The organism is Streptomyces sp. NPDC046977 (assembly GCF_040644455.1).
Classification (GTDB): Bacteria; Actinomycetota; Actinomycetes; order Streptomycetales; family Streptomycetaceae; genus Actinacidiphila.
In genome coordinates, this window is record NZ_JBEYWO010000005.1 from 9,787 (window position 1) to 25,647 (window position 15,861).

Below are 15,861 nucleotides of genomic sequence, written 5' to 3' on the forward strand. Positions count from 1 at the left end.
GACGGCCTCGCCCGGGATCGGGCCGCCGGGCCCGGGGTCGCGACGGACAGCGCCGCCGGCCCCGGGATCCAGCCGCTCGACGCGGCCCACGCGGGCCGCCGGTGACCCAGGCAAGCCGGCCGAAGATCCCGGAGACCCCGCCGACCACGGCGGCGGGCCGGACAAGAACCGAATGACAGTGCCAGCGGCCGGTCTTGACGGCCTCGCCCGGGATCGGGCCGCCGGGCCCGGGGTCGCGACGGACAGCGCCGCCGGCCCCGGGATCCAGCCGCTCGACGCGGCCCACGCGGGGCGCCGGTGAGGCAGACGAGCCGGGCGAAGGTCTCGGAGGCCCCGCCTCCCCCGGCGGCCGTGCCGGGACCGAACGGACGTGCTGACGCGGGGCCTTGACGTCCTTGCCCCGGCTCCGGCAGGTCGGCCGGGCCTCCTCCTCGCCGTCCGAGGGGGAGATGTCGGCCCCGGCGGGCCGTACTTCGGCGTGCACGACCTCGCGGTCGGCCGCGTCACGCACGCACGGGGTCGCGGACGGCAGGAGCACGTCGACCTGGTAGGCCGCCACGACGGCGGCAGCCTCGGGGTGGGAACCGCGATGCGCGGTCGCTCCGCCGGGCCCCGGGTCGGGGCCCGGCGTGACGGGACGTCAGGGGCGGCCGAGGGCGCGGTACTCCCAGCCCGCGGCGCGCCACTGGACCGGGTCCAGGGCGTGCCGGCCGTCCACGATGCGGCGGGAGGCGACGACGGCGCCCATCGCCTCGGGGTCGATCTGCCGGAACTCGGTCCACTCGGTGAGCAGGACCACGACGTCGGCTCCGGCCGCCGCGGACAGGGCGTCGGCGCCGTAGGACAGCTCCGGGTGGCTGCGCCGGGCGTTCTCGGTGGCGGCCGGGTCGACGACGGTGACGTGGGCGCCGAGCTGGTGCAGGGTGCTCGCGACGTCCAGGGCGGGGGCGTCGCGGATGTCGTCGGAGTTGGGCTTGAAGGCGGCGCCGAGGGCGGTCACCCGCACCCCGGTGAGGTCGCCGCCCGCCATCTCGCGCACGAGGTCGACGGTGCGGGCGCGGCGGCGCTTGTTGATGCCGTCCACCTCACGGAGGAAGGCGACGGCCTGGCCGACGCCGAGCTCCTCGGCGCGGTGCGCGAAGGCCCGGATGTCCTTGGGGAGGCAGCCACCGCCGAAGCCGAGGCCGGGCTTGAGGAACCGCCCGCCGATCCGGTCGTCGTACGCCAGCGCCTCGGCGAGGCCGGTGACGTCGCCGCCGGTGGCCTCGCAGACCTCGGCCATGGCGTTGATGTACGAGATCTTGGTGGCGAGGAAGGAGTTGGCGGCGACCTTGACCAGTTCGGCCGTGGTGAGGTCGGTGACGACGACCGGGGTGTCGCGGGCGATCACCGGGGCGAAGGCGGCGCGCAGCTGCTCCTCGGCCCAGGGGGAGGCGATGCCGAAGACCAGGCGGTCCGGGCGCAGGGTGTCGTCCACGGCGTAGCCCTCGCGCAGGAACTCGGGGTTCCAGGCGAGTTCGACCTCGGAGCCGGCCGGCGCGGTGTTCCGCACCAGTTCGGTGAGCCGGGCCGCGGTGCCCACGGGGACGGTGGACTTGCCGACGACCAGCGCGCGCCGGCGCAGGTGGCGGGCGAGCTCGGTCACGGCGCCGTCGACGTAGGTCATGTCGGCCGCGTCGGAGCCCTTCTGCTGCGGGGTGCCCACGCAGATGAAGTGGACGTCGCCGAACTCGGCGGCCTCCTCGAAGCTGGTCGTGAAGCGCAGCCGCCCGGAGTCCAGGGCCTTGGCGAGCAGTTCGGGCAGGCCGGGCTCGAAGAACGGCACCTCGCCCCCGGCGAGCCGCTCGATCTTGACCGGGTCGACGTCCACGCCCAGCACGTCGAAGCCGAGCACGGCCATGCAGATGGCGTGCGTGGCGCCGAGGTACCCGGTGCCGATGACGGTGAGGCGGGGGGCCGTACCGTCGGCTTCGACGGTTCTGGCGCCGGCGACGTCCTCCGCGAGGGTGATGGCTGCCATGATCGCTCCAGGGTTTCTCGGTGTCTTCGCGGGTCGGGGGTGGTGCGGGACGCCGTGGATCACGGTGCCCCGGGACGTTTCGGGACGGGTTGCGGGCATGACGGGCCGCCGCGGCGGCCCGTCGCCAGGACGGGCCCCGCGCGACGGTGGGGCGGGGGGTGCGGCGGGGCGGGCCCGGCGCGCCGTGTCAGGCGGCGCAGTCGGTGTTGGTCAGGCCCTTCCCCGCGCCGGTGACCTTGTTGTCGCAGGTCACCTTGTTGCCGTTGACGGGTGTGAGGTTGAAGCCGTAGCCCGGGCCGTCCACGTGCGCGACGTTGCCCTTGAAGGTGTTGCCGCGGCCCCAGCCCTTGAGGATCTCGTGTGTCTGGAAGCCGTCCGCGGACGCGTGGCTGCCGGTGTTGAAGGAGATCGTCCAGTTGTTGCCCTTGACGTCGACCCACGAGTCGTTGTGGTCACCGGACAGGGCGGAGCCGTCGAAGGTGTTGCGGGTGACGGTCCCCCCGGTGGTGCCTTCCTTGATGTCGATCGCCTCGGCGGTGGTGGCGCTGATGCGGTTGCCGGCGACCACGTTGCGGTCGCTGTTGTCCGGCTTGCACGCGCTGACCGTGCACCAGTTGGACTCGGCGCTGCCGATGTAGACGCCCTCGCCGAACTTGGGCTTGCGCAGCCCGGTGTCGCGGACGGTGTTGTCGCGGACGACGTTGTCGGTGCTGAAGTTCCGCAGGTGGATGGCCTCGTCGCCGATGTGCTCCACGGTCAGGCCCTGGATGACGGCGTGCTGGACCTTGTCGGCCATCACGCCCTTCTGTCCGTTGCGCACGGTGAAGCCGATCAGCCGCCAGTAGCTGGCGCCGTCGAGATGGAAGGCGTAGCCGCCCTCGACGTCGCCCGCGTCGATCACCGCGCCGGGGCCGCCGCAGACCCAGATCGGCCGGTCGGCGGTGCCCGCGGTCTCGGCGGTGAACTTGTCCTTGTACGTGCCGTCGGCGAGCCCGATGACGTCGCCGGGCATGGCGTTCTCCAGGGCTTCGCCCAGGGAGCGGGCGTCGCCCACCTGGACGGTGGGCTCCGGGCAGGTGACCGCGTCGGCGGAGGCCTTGACCGGGTCGGCGGCCTGTGTCGAGGACGACGTCGGCGTCGGCGTCGGTCCGCCGAGCGGCCCGGTGACGGGCGCCGACGGCTCCTCGGCCGGCTCCTTCGGGGCGGACGTCGAGGCGCGGTGCGTGGTGTCCGCCGTGGCGTCCGCGGGCGACTTGTCGCCGCCGCCGGAGACCAGCACCACGATCAGCGCCACGACGGCGATGACGAGGGCGGCCCCGGAGACCCACATGGACCGGGTTCCCTGCTTCATTCGGCCATCACCGGAACCCGGTCCTGGCCGGCGAGGCGGATCTCGCGGACGTTGTCCTTGGGCAGCGGGCGCTTGTCCAGGTACGGGTGGCGGCCGAGCTGTCCGCGGGTGCGGCGGCCGCGCTGGCCGAGCAGCGCGGAGAAGAGGATCAGCAGCAGGATGCCCGCCCACAGCAGGGTCATCGGGCTCGCGTAGTGGCGGAACTTCACCCAGAACGAGCTGGTGTCGTACCAGGCGAAGGTCTGGTTCTGCTTGAGGGTGACGTCTCCGCTGGACCGCGTCCTGTCGATGGCGCTCGGCCCGACGCCGGCGATCACGTTGTAGGAGATGGTGGATCCGCCGATGTCCCCGACCAGCGAGACGCCGTGGTTGCCGGCGTTCTCCACGGTGTTGCCGCGCACCTCGGCGACGGAGTCCCGCACGTACACGGCGGTGTCTGCGTCCTCGACGATGTTGCCGGTGACCTTGGCGCCGGTCACCCCGTCGCGCACCGAGATGCCCTGCCGGGACTGGCCGACCAGGTGGTTGCCGGTGACGGCGACCTTCTCCGCGTCCTTGCGGACCACGATGCCCATGTCGCCGCCGTTGACGGTGTTGTCCTGCACGCCGACGTCGCTGCCGCCGAGGACCTCGATGCCGTAGTGGCCGTTGTCCTTGGCGGTGCTGCTGGACACGGAGTTGGAGCCGTAGTTGCTGACGGACTGGCCGGAGGCGGAGGGCCCGTGGGCCAGCGCCTGGCCACTGATCGTGAATCCGTTGCCGCCGTTGCCGATCGCCTTGGAGCCGGTCACGCGGACCTGCTGGGTGGCGCGGGCCATGACGAAGCCGTCGCCGCCGTTGTCCCGGGACTCGGTCTTCTCCACGACCGCGTTGGTGACGTAGCGGTGCAGCACCAGCCCGTCCTGCAGGCTCTTGCGGATGACGGTGGTGGCGATGGTGACGCCGGTGGAGCCGGAGGCGAAGAGCCCGTAGGCGTTGCCCGTCACGGTGGAGTGGCTGATGTCCGCCGACACGTACGACAGCTTGGGCACGTTGAAGCGGCTGTCCGGCGTGGTCAGCTTGCCCGCGGGGCCGGCCAGCACGCCGCTGCTGCTGAGCTGCCCGGTGTCCTCCTCGTCGGTGGAGTCCGGGCCGTCGAGACTGCCGGTGTTGGGGCGGTCGGTTCCGGTGAGGCTGAGCCCGCCGGTGCGGCCGCTCCAGAAGCCGAGGTCGGAGATGTCGGCGTAGCTCATGGAGAACTGGCCGCCGATGGCGCGCACATAGGCCCGGCCGTCCCGGGGGTCGGTGTCCGGCTTGTTCTTCTGGGGGTCCCAGCTGGTGACCTTGACGTGCGCCTGCGGAGCGCCGTCGAACGTGATCCGGCCGCCGAAGGAGACGATGGAGACGAAGCCCAGCCGGCTGCTGGCCAGGTGCAGGTTCAGCCCGCCGGGGTTGGCCAGCTGCAGCTTGGCGCCGGAGTTCAGATAGATGTTCTCGGTCAGCAGGTACGAGCCGTCGGGCTTGCGCACGAAGGTCTGCGGCGCGAGCTTCAGCAGGTCGGCGACGGTGTACACCTGGCTGCGCCGGGTCAGGACGAGGGTGTAGCCGCCGACGTTCCCGAGCCGGTACGGCTTGGAGTACTTCGGGTCCTTCAGCGGCGCGATCGAGGAGATCGCGCGGATCTGGTCGAGGCGGTGGTCCTCACCCGCGACCAGCGCGGTCTGGGTCTCGGACTCGTCCGCGGTGTACTGCGGGCTCGTGTCCCCGGCGTCGTCGGCGAGCGCGGGCACGGCCGGGGCGAGCAGCAGCGCCGTGAGGGGCAGCGCCGCCGCGAGGCGCAGCGCGAGTCGGGTGCGCCGCGAGGGTGTCGGGCGTTTCATGACTGGAGGGCCCCCATGCCGGAATTGGCGGTCGTCTGCGTCGTGCCGAGCGATGCGGAGTCCTGGCCCTCGCCGCCGATGGTGTCACTGCTGCGGGTGAGCCAGCCCTGCTTGTTCATGGTGACGAACGCGTAGAGCTTGATCGGAAGCGAGATCATGATGACCACCAGGGCCAGCAGCGGCAGCAGTAGCACTTCCTGGGGGTGCCGGCGCAGGTGCGAGTAGCCGCGGACGCCGCGGCCGACGAGCAGCCAGATGAGGGCCAGCGTGATGCCCTGGGCGGTCAGTTCGAGACGGCTGAAGAGCAGGTAGCCGACGGCCATGCCCATGGTGACGGGGGTGAGCAGGATCTGCAGCACCGTGATCTTGGTGACCAGCGGCTGGCGCCACAGCCAGCCCTTGTACACGGCGGTCAGGTAGCAGCGGTAGGAGTTGCGGCTCCAGCGCACCCGCTGCTTGACGAACGCCCGGAAGGACGAGGGGAACATCGATATCGCGCGGGCCGAGGACTGGTGGACCGTCTTGTAGCCGGAGGCCAGCACCAGCCAGGTGAGCCGCCCGTCGTCGCCGGCTATGCAGCGGCGGCCGAGGAAGAACTCGTCCTCGAGGTTGGTCAGCACGGGCGTGATCGCCGCGCGGCGGTAGGCCGCGGTGCGCCCGGAGAGGCAGGCGACGGCTCCGGCCCGGCCCATCGCGGGGACGTAGTCGTAGTACCGGAGGTTGACCAGCCAGTCGGCTATGCGGCGCCAGACGCTGGAGCCGCGCAGGTACACGTTCTGCTGGGTGCCGACGCCGCCGACCGCGGGGTCGACGAACGGCATCTGCACCGCGTCCAGCAGGCCCGGCTCCCAGCGGGTGTCGGAGTCCACCAGGACGACGACCTCACCGCTCGCCGCGCGTATGCCGACGCCGAGGGCGGAGCGCTTGCCGCGGTGCTCGAAGGCGATCACGCGGACCCGCGGGTCGGTCACCAGCGACAGCCGGCGGAGCACCTCGTGGTCCTCCACGTCGGGAACGATGATCACCTCCGTCGGGTTCTGCGCCAGCCAGGTGTCCAGGCAGTCCAGGAGGATGTCGGGGTCCTCCCGGTAGGCGGGCACGACGACGGACGTGGTGGTGCGGAAGTTGTTCACCACGGGTCTCGCGAAGCGGGACAGCACGGCCCGGTAGAGCCAGAGTCCCCACACGAAGATGCCGGCAAGGCCCAGCGGCATCGCGTCCCGCCAGGACGTCTCGCCGACCGCCTCCACCAGCCATGACCAGGACGAGTCCAAGAAACTCGACATGAAAAAGGCCCCCACACGAACCGGGTCAATCGGGATTGACCAAAAAAGCGACGCAAGCGACTCAGGTACGGAGGAATCTAAGGCATCAGACACAACGCCTTCACGCGGGTAACACAAACTTCACTTTGGTCACGAACGTCCCTTCGCGAGGGGAAGTGCTCTCGGTGAACCGGAACGTATCGATCAATGGCCGAAATTGACTGCCCTGGTCAACGGGACCGGAGGCCGCCACCCGCCCCCTATCAGGCCGGGACCCTCACAGGTTCCACCACGGCACCCGCGCCGGGACACCCGGCCCCCCAACAGGCGCGTGCTGACACTCCGTGACCTGTGTGGCGGATGTCACATCGTCACATCCACCCTGGTGAACGCGCGATGAACGCTCCTCCGGAACGCCGCGATTGTCCGCTTCGTCCGGCGGTCAGTGGGCCCGCGGAACACCGCCGGCCGGGGCGGGCCGGCCGCCCGCGGGATGGACGACATGGAACTGGGGACCGTAGGTGCGGCCGCTCCCGTCGGGGAGCGGGATGTCCATGAGGGCCACGGCGGGCTCCTGCAGTTGCGTCATCACCTTGACCGCCCTGTCCAGCGCGTGGGCGTCCCCCGTGCCCCACGCGGCCTGGAGGTTGCGCAGCATGTCGCTGAACCTGAGGTCGAACTGCTGGAGCAGGCGGCCCGGTTCCCGCGCCGGGCGGGGCCAGCCGCCGGCCGGTACGACGCCCATGGGGCGGACCTCGGGGAACGGGACGGGGTCGCCGGTGAACTGCCACAGCGGGCCGACCCGGCGCAGGGCGCGGCCGTGGTAGATCTCGGCGAAGGCGTAGTAGTGGCCGATCGCGTCATGGGCCAGGTGCGCCTGCGGCGAGGTGGACGTGCCCTCGCCCTGTTCCTTGATGATCTCGATCGCCCATTCGACGTCCCCCGGTGAGGTGATCGGCCGCAGCCCGTCGCCGCCGATCCGCTCGGTCATCTGACCACGCGCGGTCAGCGCGGGCCGGACGTCGCGGAAGGCGTCCAGCAGCCCGTCGTAGAAGTCGCCGATGGTGGGCGGCCCGCCGAGCGCGCGCAGCAGCGGGTTCTCGGGCATCTCGATGCCCATCATCACGTCGTGGACGTACTCCTTGGTGAGCCCGGACAGGTACACCGTCAGCTCGCTGCGGACCCCGCCCGGCAGCGGCCCCGGGTACGCCGGCACAGCGCCCGCGATCCAGGGGCGGCCGCCGACGGCGGTGAGCATGTTGCAGACCAGGCCCATGTGGAACATCTCGTCCACGACGATGCTCCGCAGCCTGCGGGCCGCCTCGCCGCGGCGGTCCTTCACCGACCACCAGGCGCACAGGTAGGGCGGGATGGTCGACAGCTCCAGCTGCACCGCGATCTGCAGCGCCTGCCGGATCCAGCGCACGTCGCGGCCCGGCGCGGGGACGTCCAGCAGCCGGGCGACCGTGCCGCGCTGCGGCGCCCGCGCCGCGGCCTGGGCGGTTCCGGCGAGGACGGCGGGCCCCGCGGCGGCCAGCGCGGCCGTGGCGACGAACCCCCGCCTGTCCAGGGCCCCGGCGGCGTCGTGCGCATCGCCCGGTCCGCTCGGTCCGCTGCAGGTGTCGTCGCGGCGCTGAGTCACCCTGTTCTCCGTCCCCGAGGAGCCGTCTGCGGAGGCTGGCGAAGCTACCAGCCGCCGCGGGCGCGCCCGGGGCGCTGCACCCGGCGTGGCGGCGGCTCCGCCCGTGCGGCGCAACGGCGGCGCGCGATCTCCGCGGGCGCGGTGTGGAACGCCGGATCCGGGGCAGCCGACGTGTGCGGCGGAACAGCCGCGGGTGTGAGGAAAGAGCCCTGGGCGCCGGGTTTCCCCCGGCCCGGCGTCCGGCTCACTCCTGGGAGGCGGGCACGGCCGCCAGGGCGACGGCGGCGAGCAGCAGCAGCGCCGGGGCGAGCGCGACGGCATTGCCGCAGCGGATCTGCAGCACACCTCCGACGAGGGCACCCGCGAACATGGCCGCGACCGACAGCACCCGGCGCGCGGTGGCCGACCCCGGGCGGTCCGCCGCGAGCCCGGTCACGGTGAGGGTGAGCACGGTGGTGGTCAGGTCGGGCACGGCGAGCTTGCGGACCACGGCGTTCTGCAGGCCCATCCCCAGCGCGAGCAGCACGATCGGCACATAGCGCGGGGCGTCCGCGCCGCAGGCCGCCGTCGCGGCGGCCACCAGCACCGCGTGCGCGGCCACCAGCCGCGTGAACAGCCGTACGGGGTGCGCGACCCGCGACACCAGCCGCCCGCCCGCGGCCGCCCCCGCGAAGAACGCCGCCCCCGCGGTCAGGGACGCCGCGGCCGACAGCGCGCGGTCCCCGGCCAGGGCGAATCCCAGGAAGACCACGTTGCCGGTCATGTTGGCCACGAAGACCCGGCCCAGCCCCAGGTAGCTGACCGCGTCCACCACCCCCGTGACGAAGGTCAGGACGACCAGCAGCGGCGGCAGCACCCCGTGATGGCCGGGCGTGCCGGGGAAGAGGCGGGCGGCGGCCCGGCCGAGCGTCGACTCCATGGCCGCAGCCTGACCGCACCGGCGGCAGGACGCCACCACCGGGCACGCGCCGGGGAGTTCCGGTCACGGCACCGGCAGCCTCCGCAGGACCGGCGCGCCACCCGCCCACCGCTGTGGAACGCCGGGGTTGAAGGCCGTCGACGCCCGCACGGCCGAGGCCGGGGTCACTCCGGGCTCGGGCTCGGCCCGTACCTGCCGGAGCGGGAGCTCGGCCCACGCGTCGCGCCTGCCATGGAGCGGTTGCCCGCCCACGAGCGCCGCGGTGTCGCCGGCGCGCCGTGGGCCCGTCCCGGCCGGGAGCCGAGGACCGCCGCCGTGACCGAACTCCTTCTCCCGGTGCGCGTCCTGGCCGCGATCGTCGCTCCCGGTGCCTGCTGGAGTCCACGTCCCACTCGATGGACCGCATCCCCCGTCCGGGCGGGGGTCGGCTCCCCCACAGCCGTCCGCGGCTGAACGGGGGTTCAGGCAGTCACGGCGGCCGCCCGCCGGCGGCCCGGCGCCCGTATGCCGGACAGGTCGCGCGCGGTGACGCTGTTGCGGTCCGCGACCCCGCGGCCGAACGCGAACTGCGGCCACAACCCCGCCGCGACCCGGCGGCTGCGCTCGCTCCAGCGCCGGGCGGCCGCACCGCGGGTCTTGTAGAAGTTCAGGGCGTAGCCGCCGGTGTGCACGCGCAGCAGGCAGAAGCCGCCGGGGTACTCCTTCACGGCCCCGACCTCCTGGAAGGTGACGCCCGGGGCGGCGGGCAGGACCGTGCGCTTGTTGCGGTGGGTGTGCCCGGCGTGGTGCAGGAAGACGCCGGGGGCCGCCGCGTAGCCGTCGAGCAGGGCGCGCGCCTGGCGCCGGTCGAGCCGCTGCCCGCCGGTGACGGGGAACGGGGAGTCCGGCACGGCCGGCGGGTGGTGGCCGAACACGACCGTCGGCTGGTCGGCGTGGTCCCGCAGCCGGGCGCGCAGCCAGGACATCTGCTCGGGCGAGAGGCCGCCCGCGTCACCTCCGTTGCCCGGTTTGTCGTAGGTGTGCAGGCCGATGACGCGCAGTCCGTGCAGGTCGTGGTCGAACCACCCCGGGCCGTCGGCGAACGGCCCCGCGCCGGGGGCCGCCGCGCGGTCGTGGTTGCCGCGCACCGCGAACCAGTCCTCGCCCCGCCGGCCGAAGCCGTCCAGGATGCCCTTGGCCTCGTCCAGGTCGGCGGCCGAGCCGCCCGCGGTGAGGTCACCGGCCGCCAGCAGGTAGTCGGCCCCGCGCAAGCGGGCGTCCTCGGCCAGTGCCCGGCTCATGATCTGCGGGTACGGTGCCAGGCCCGCGTCCTGCCCGACCCCGCGCAGCAGCGGGACGCCCGCGACCAGCCCGGCCCTGACCTCGCCCAGGTGCAGGTCGTTGCAGAGCGCGACCGCCAGCAGGAAGCTCCCCGGCGGCGGTTGCGGCGTGGTGAAGGCGTACGGGCCGCCGTCGCCCAGTCCGTACGGGGACGTGCCCACGGCGTTCCCGCCCACCAGGTGCAGCGGTGTCGGCGCCGCCGCCGCGCCCCGCGAGCGGGCCCGGTACCAGTAGGTGCGCCCCGGCTCCAGGCCGGTCAGCTCGACATGGTGGTGGGCGGTAGGCCCGTCGTCCCCGTACGCGGTGCGGTCCAGGCGCGCCGGGTGCGTGCCCCAGTCGACCTCCCCCTCCGTCGGCGCGGGCAGCATCGCGCCGGTGCCGTCGTCGGTCCCGGGCACACCCGTGTACCAGGTGATGACGGCCGAGTCCTCGGTGAGCGTGACCAGTTCCAGGTGGACGGCCGCCACGGCGTCCGGGTGCGGAGGGCGCCACGAGGCCGTCCGCCGCCGCAGCGACGCGGATGCGGCGGCCGTCAGCAGGGCCGGGGCGGCGGTCAGGCAGCAGCGCATACCTCCGGCGTGCCCGCGGGGGGTGAACGGCGGCGGTGCCGGCGGCATCGGCGCCGGGTCGGGGCGGCGTACGCGCGGCGCCGCAGCCCCGGCAGCCGCACGGGCCCCGCACCCCGCATCGCCTTTCCGCCATCCGCACAGCGGCCGTACGTCAGCGGGAGGACACCCGGACGTCGTGTCAGCAGGGCAAGAAGGGACGACAGTACCTGCGGACAGGCGCGTGAGGCGCGGGGGCTAAAGAGATCATGGCCAAAACCATCCAGCACATCCGAGCCCTCCTGCGGCGCATACCCGCCCGGCAGATCGCCTGCACGGCACCCATCGTGCTGGTCGGCTACTGGGTCGTCCTGCACTGGCCGCTCATCGCCTCCGGCGGGCGGCAGCTCCTCGACGCCAACCGCGTCTGGCTGGTCGCCGCGATGGTCGCCACCGGGCTCGGCTGGGTCGCGGTCTCCCTGATGCGGCAGGGCGTCGTCCTCGAACGGCTCCCCGCCGGACGCCTGCTGGCCACGCAGTTCGCCGCGGGCGCCGCCAACCACCTGCTGCCCGCCGGGATCGGCGCGAGCGCCGTCAACCTCCGCTTCATGCGGGCCTGCGGCCTGCCCCCGGCCCGGTCGGCGGCGGCCATCGCCCTGTACTTCCTGGCCGAGTGCGTGGGACGCGGCGCGCTCCTGGTGCTGCTGATCGCCGTCTTCCCGCACGCGCTGCGGCTGCACGGCCTGCTGCCGAACGGCATCTCCTTCTCGATGGGCACGACCGCCGCCGTGATCGCCGCCGTCTGCGCGGCGGCGGTGACCGGCCTGCTGGCCGTACGGAAGGTGCGCACCGCCATCCGCTCCTTCCTGGCCACCGCGCTCACCGACGCCCGCACCCTGCACGCCCGGCCGTCGCGGGCACTGGCCCTGTGGGCCGGGGCCCTTGCCTTCCCCGCCCTCCAGGCGGCCGGCCTGGTCGCGGTGTCGATGGCCCTCGCGATGCCGGTGCCGATCGGCCACGTCGCGGTGGCGTACGTCGCGGCGAGCATCGCGGCCGCCGCCCTCCCCACCCCGGGCGGCCTCGGCTCCGTCGATGCCGCGCTCGTCTTCGCCCTCGTCGCCTCCGGTGCCTCCGTCGCGGCGGCCACCTCCGTCGTCCTCGGCTTCCGCATCGTCACGGTCTGGCTGCCGCTCATCCCGGGCGCACTGACGCTCGGCGCGCTCGTACGCTGGAAGGTCGTCTGACGCACGCGCTCCGCGAACCGGGGGCCGCTGCTCGCGCCCTGCCGCCGCCCCGGAGGCGGCGGCGGGCCTCCGTCGTCCTGGGCCGTCGGCAGATCGGTGGGCCGCGCCGCCCGGCGTGGGACCAGTGATGTCCCCGAACCGGCCAGGCGGCGGGGCCCGTTTCCAGGTCTCCGTCGTGGCCGGCTTCCGCATCGTCACGGCCTGGCTGCCGCTCATCCCCGGCGCACGGACGCTCGGTGCACTCGTGCACCGGAAGGCCGCCCGACGCCCGCGCGTCGCATGCCCTCTGTGACGCCTGCCGGGCCGTCGTGAACCTGGCCCCTCGGCACGTTGGCAGGCGGCGCCGTCCCGCGCGGGACTAGTGATGTCCCCGAACAAGCCGCGACACCAGCGCCGCCGCAAGGCCTCTTGGGCACCCGCACCCCGCCGGGCCTCCGTCGTGCCCGACTGCCGCTCATCCCGGGCGCACTCATACGCCGGAAGGCCGTCTCGCGCACGCGCGTCGCCCCCTCTTGGACGCCCCGCCCCGGGGCCGTCGCGAACGAGGCCCATCGGCGCATCGGCAGGCCGCGCCGCCCGGCGGATCGCCCCGGCGTCACGGCGAGTGCGCCGAAGGCAGCGGCTCGGGCGCCCCGGAAGCGGACCGAGCCCCTGGACGACCGGGCCATGGTGCGCCGCGCCGCGGCCCTCACCCTCCGGGGCACGCGGAAACCCCGTGGTGGGACCGGTCGCCGCGTGCCACTCTGACCGCCGGGGACGAGCCGGAGGAGCGAGGAGTGGGGACGTGGGGGCGCTGGAGCCGCACGAGTACGCGGAGCGGGACGCCGTCGGTCTGCGGGAGCTGATCCGCGCGGGCGAGGTGACCGCGGCCGAGGTGGAGGCGGCCGCGCGACGTGCCCTGGCCGAGGCCGGGGCCGAACTCAACGCGCTCACGCTGCCGCTGTTCGACCCGGCGCCCGCCCACGCGGCCGACGGGCCGCTCGCGGGCGTGCCGTTCGTGGTCAAGGACGGCGGCCCGTTCGTCAAGGGCGTCCCCTTCACCCTGGGCAGCCGGGCCGTGCGGGGCGCCGTCGCGGACGCCGACCACGACCTGATGGTCCGCTTCCGGGAGGCCGGGCTGGTCGCGCTCGGCCAGAGCACCGCGCCCGAGTTCGGGCTGAGCTTCGCCACCGAGCCGCTGCGGTACGGGCCGGTCCGCAATCCCTGGGACCCGGCGCGCGGCGTCGGCGGGTCCAGCGGCGGCGCGGCCGCCCTCGTGGCCGCGGGCGCGGTGCCGGTGGCGCACGCCAACGACGCGGGCGGCTCGATCCGCATCCCCGCCTCCTGCTGCGGCCTGGTCGGGCTGAAGCCGTCGCGGGGCCGTACGCCGTCGGGGCCGCTCGCCGGCGAGGCGGCCTTCGGGCAGCAGGCCGAGTTCGCCCTGACCCGGACGGTGCGGGACGCCGCCGCGCTCCTCGACGCGGTCGGCGCGCCCGTGCCCGGGGACAAGGTGACCCTGCCGCCCGTCCCGCGCCCGTACGCCGACGTGGTGCGCGCGGACCCGGGCCGGCTGCGGATCGCGGTGACGACCGCGGCCTGGACCGGCGACCCGGTCGACCCGCAGGTCGCCTCCGTCACCGTGGACTCGGGCAAGGTGCTGGAGTGGATCGGGCACCGGGTGACCGAGGCGTCCCCCGCCGTGGACGGCGAGTCCCTGGTGGAGGCGGCGGTGCTGGTCGCGCTGGCGAGCGGCGGGGCGGTGCTGCGCGCGGCGCCCCGGCTGGACCGGTCGCGGCTGGAGGCGGTGTCGCGCGCGGTGCTCGCGGAGACCGAGGCGTGCACGGCGCTGGAGTTGCTGGCGGCGGTCGACGCCCAGCACCGGGTGACGCGCGCGGTCGGCCGCTTCTTCACCGCGTACGACCTGCTCCTCACCCCGACGCTGGGCACCCTGCCCGCCCCGCACGGCACCCTCGACCAGGACGACCCGCGCCACACCGTGCGGTCGTGGCTGCGGCGGCTGTTCGCGTACGGCCCGTTCACGGCGGCGTTCAACGTCTCCGGCAACCCGGCGGTCAGCCTGCCCCTGGGCCTGAGCCGCGAGGGACTGCCGGTCGGGGTGCAACTGGTCGCCGCGCAGGGCCGGGAGGACCTGCTGCTCGGCGTGGCCGCCCAGCTGGAGCAGGCCGTTCCGTGGCGGGACCGCCGGCCGCCGTACGCCGTCGGCCGGATGCCGTCAGGTCGTGCCCGGGGTGGGCGGTACGACGGGGACGGTGGGACCGGAGGTGGGCTCGGCGGGAGTGGTCTGCCCGGGAGTGGGCTGCGCGGGGGAGGCGCCGGGGGCGGTGGGCGAGGCCGTCCGGGGTGAGCCGCTGGGGACGGGGGTCGGCGGGGTACTGGCCATCGCGGGCAGCGTGTAGACGTGGCCGGGCGACACGATCTTCGTGATGGCCTGGGCGAACAGGGTGCTGGGCTCGCTGCCCTGGTGGGCGGTGTCCGAGTTGAGCAGCACGACGAGCGTCGCCTCCGCGTCGGGGAGGTACACCACCACGGTCTGGTAGCCCGGCAGGGAGCCGTTGTGCCCGATCCAGCCGTGGTTGTCGAAGACGCCGAGGCCGTAGCCGATGCCGGGGATCCCGGTCCCCTGGAAGTCCAGGCGTTCCTTCTGGCTCGCGGGGGAGAGGATCGTCCCGGTGGCCAGGGTGTGCGCCCAGGTGCGCATGTCCCGCAGGTCGGAGACCATCGCGCCGGCGGCCCAGGCCCATGAGGGGTTCCAGCCGGTGGCGTCGGCCTCCTGCCCGTTCGGGGTGTCCGTGGTGTAGCCGTGGGCGTGCGGGTTCGGCAGGGACGCGCCCTTGGGGAAGGAGGTGTGCCCCAGCCGGGAGGGCAGGACGACGTTGCGCCGCAGGTAGTTCGCGAGCGGCTGCCCGCCGACCTTCTCGATCACCATGCCGAGCAGCACCGTGTTGGTGTTGGAGTACTGGAACCGCTTGCCCGGCGCGGAGTTCGAGGGGTGCTGGAAGGCGTAGGCCAGCAGCTCCGCGGGGAGGAACTCGCGCTCGGGGTTCTCCTTCAGCGCCTTGTCGAAGCCTTGGTCCTCGGAGTAGTTGAACAGTCCGCTGCGCATGTCGGCCAGTTGGCGCAGGGTGATCTTGTCGCCGCCGGGCACGCCGTCCACGTACTTGCCGACCGGGTCGTCCAGCTTCACCTTGCCCTGGTCGACGAGGCGGAGCAGCCCGGTGACGGTGAAGGTCTTGGTGACGCTGCCGATGCGCATGTACAGGTCGGACGTCATCTTGGCGTTCGCCTGCTTGTCGGCCACCCCGAAGGCGCGCACGTAGGAGCCCTTGCCGTTCGCCCACACCCCGGCGATCACGCCGGGTACGCCCGTCTCCTTCAGCACGTCCTGGATCGCCGAGTCGAGCCGCTTCGCGGTGTCGCCGCTCAGTTCGGGGAAGGACGCGCTGCCGGGCGCCGCCGTGCCGTCGGTGTCCCCGGCGGCGGGGGACGAGGACGCCGCGGCGGGGGCCGTGGCACCGTGCCGGTCGGTGCGGGCGGGGCCGCCGCAGGCCAGGGCCGTGGGAAGGGCCGCGGCGGCCAGCGCGACCGCGATCGCCCGGCTCACGGTGCTGCGGTTCCGGGGCGGACGTGCGCACGTGGGCGTCATATCGGTTCTGTGCCTTTCGACCGGGGGGCTGAGGACGAGGGCGCGCCATCGCG

General features: G+C 74.0%; 9 protein-coding genes and 1 pseudogene. 2 read left to right on the plus strand and 8 right to left on the minus strand.

Annotation, left to right across the window (positions count from 1 at the left end; genetic code table 11):
* Positions 1-640: 640 nt before the first annotated feature.
* The 7 genes from ABZ883_RS09305 to ABZ883_RS09335 all read right to left on the minus strand — a co-directional run bounded on the left by ABZ883_RS09305 (position 641) and on the right by ABZ883_RS09335 (position 10,993).
* Positions 641-2,020, minus strand: coding sequence for a UDP-glucose/GDP-mannose dehydrogenase family protein (locus tag ABZ883_RS09305; RefSeq protein ID WP_360904119.1), 1,380 nt, complete (start codon positions 2,018-2,020; stop codon positions 641-643).
* Positions 2,021-2,207: 187 nt separating this feature from the next.
* Complete coding sequence (locus tag ABZ883_RS09310) at positions 2,208-3,371, minus strand: right-handed parallel beta-helix repeat-containing protein (RefSeq protein WP_360904122.1); 1,164 nt, start codon at positions 3,369-3,371, stop codon at positions 2,208-2,210.
* Positions 3,368-5,230, minus strand: a complete 1,863-nt coding sequence (locus ABZ883_RS09315; protein ID WP_360904125.1) for a right-handed parallel beta-helix repeat-containing protein — start codon at positions 5,228-5,230, stop codon at positions 3,368-3,370. Before ABZ883_RS09315 ends, ABZ883_RS09310 begins: the two co-directional genes overlap by 4 nt.
* A complete protein-coding gene (locus ABZ883_RS09320) occupies positions 5,227-6,516 on the minus strand; it encodes a glycosyltransferase (RefSeq protein WP_360904128.1) in 1,290 nt (429 codons plus the stop codon). The genes ABZ883_RS09315 and ABZ883_RS09320 overlap by 4 nt, the downstream gene beginning before the upstream one ends.
* Positions 6,517-6,937: 421 nt before the next feature.
* Positions 6,938-8,137 (minus strand): ferritin-like protein, encoded by a 1,200-nt coding sequence (locus ABZ883_RS09325; RefSeq protein ID WP_360904131.1) that lies wholly within the window; start codon positions 8,135-8,137, stop codon positions 6,938-6,940.
* A 244-nt stretch (positions 8,138-8,381) separates the two neighbouring features.
* Complete coding sequence (locus ABZ883_RS09330; RefSeq protein WP_360904134.1) at positions 8,382-9,056, minus strand: YoaK family protein; 675 nt, start codon at positions 9,054-9,056, stop codon at positions 8,382-8,384.
* A gap of 461 nt (positions 9,057-9,517) precedes the next feature.
* Positions 9,518-10,993: a metallophosphoesterase family protein gene (locus ABZ883_RS09335; RefSeq protein WP_360904137.1), complete on the minus strand. Its 1,476-nt coding sequence runs from the start codon at positions 10,991-10,993 to the stop codon at positions 9,518-9,520.
* 197 nt (positions 10,994-11,190) lie between these two features.
* On the opposite strand from ABZ883_RS09335, the gene ABZ883_RS09340 reads away from it, so the two are divergent.
* Both ABZ883_RS09340 and ABZ883_RS09345 read left to right on the plus strand, forming a co-directional pair.
* Positions 11,191-12,165: a lysylphosphatidylglycerol synthase domain-containing protein gene (locus tag ABZ883_RS09340; protein ID WP_360904140.1), complete on the plus strand. Its 975-nt coding sequence runs from the start codon at positions 11,191-11,193 to the stop codon at positions 12,163-12,165.
* 364 nt (positions 12,166-12,529) lie between these two features.
* Positions 12,530-14,290: pseudogene (locus ABZ883_RS09345) on the plus strand (amidase family protein); the annotation flags it as partial.
* Between the two features lie 87 nt (positions 14,291-14,377).
* Here the strand turns inward: ABZ883_RS09345 and ABZ883_RS09350 are convergent.
* Complete coding sequence (locus ABZ883_RS09350) at positions 14,378-15,766, minus strand: serine hydrolase domain-containing protein (RefSeq protein WP_360904143.1); 1,389 nt, start codon at positions 15,764-15,766, stop codon at positions 14,378-14,380.
* Positions 15,767-15,861 lie beyond the last annotated feature (95 nt).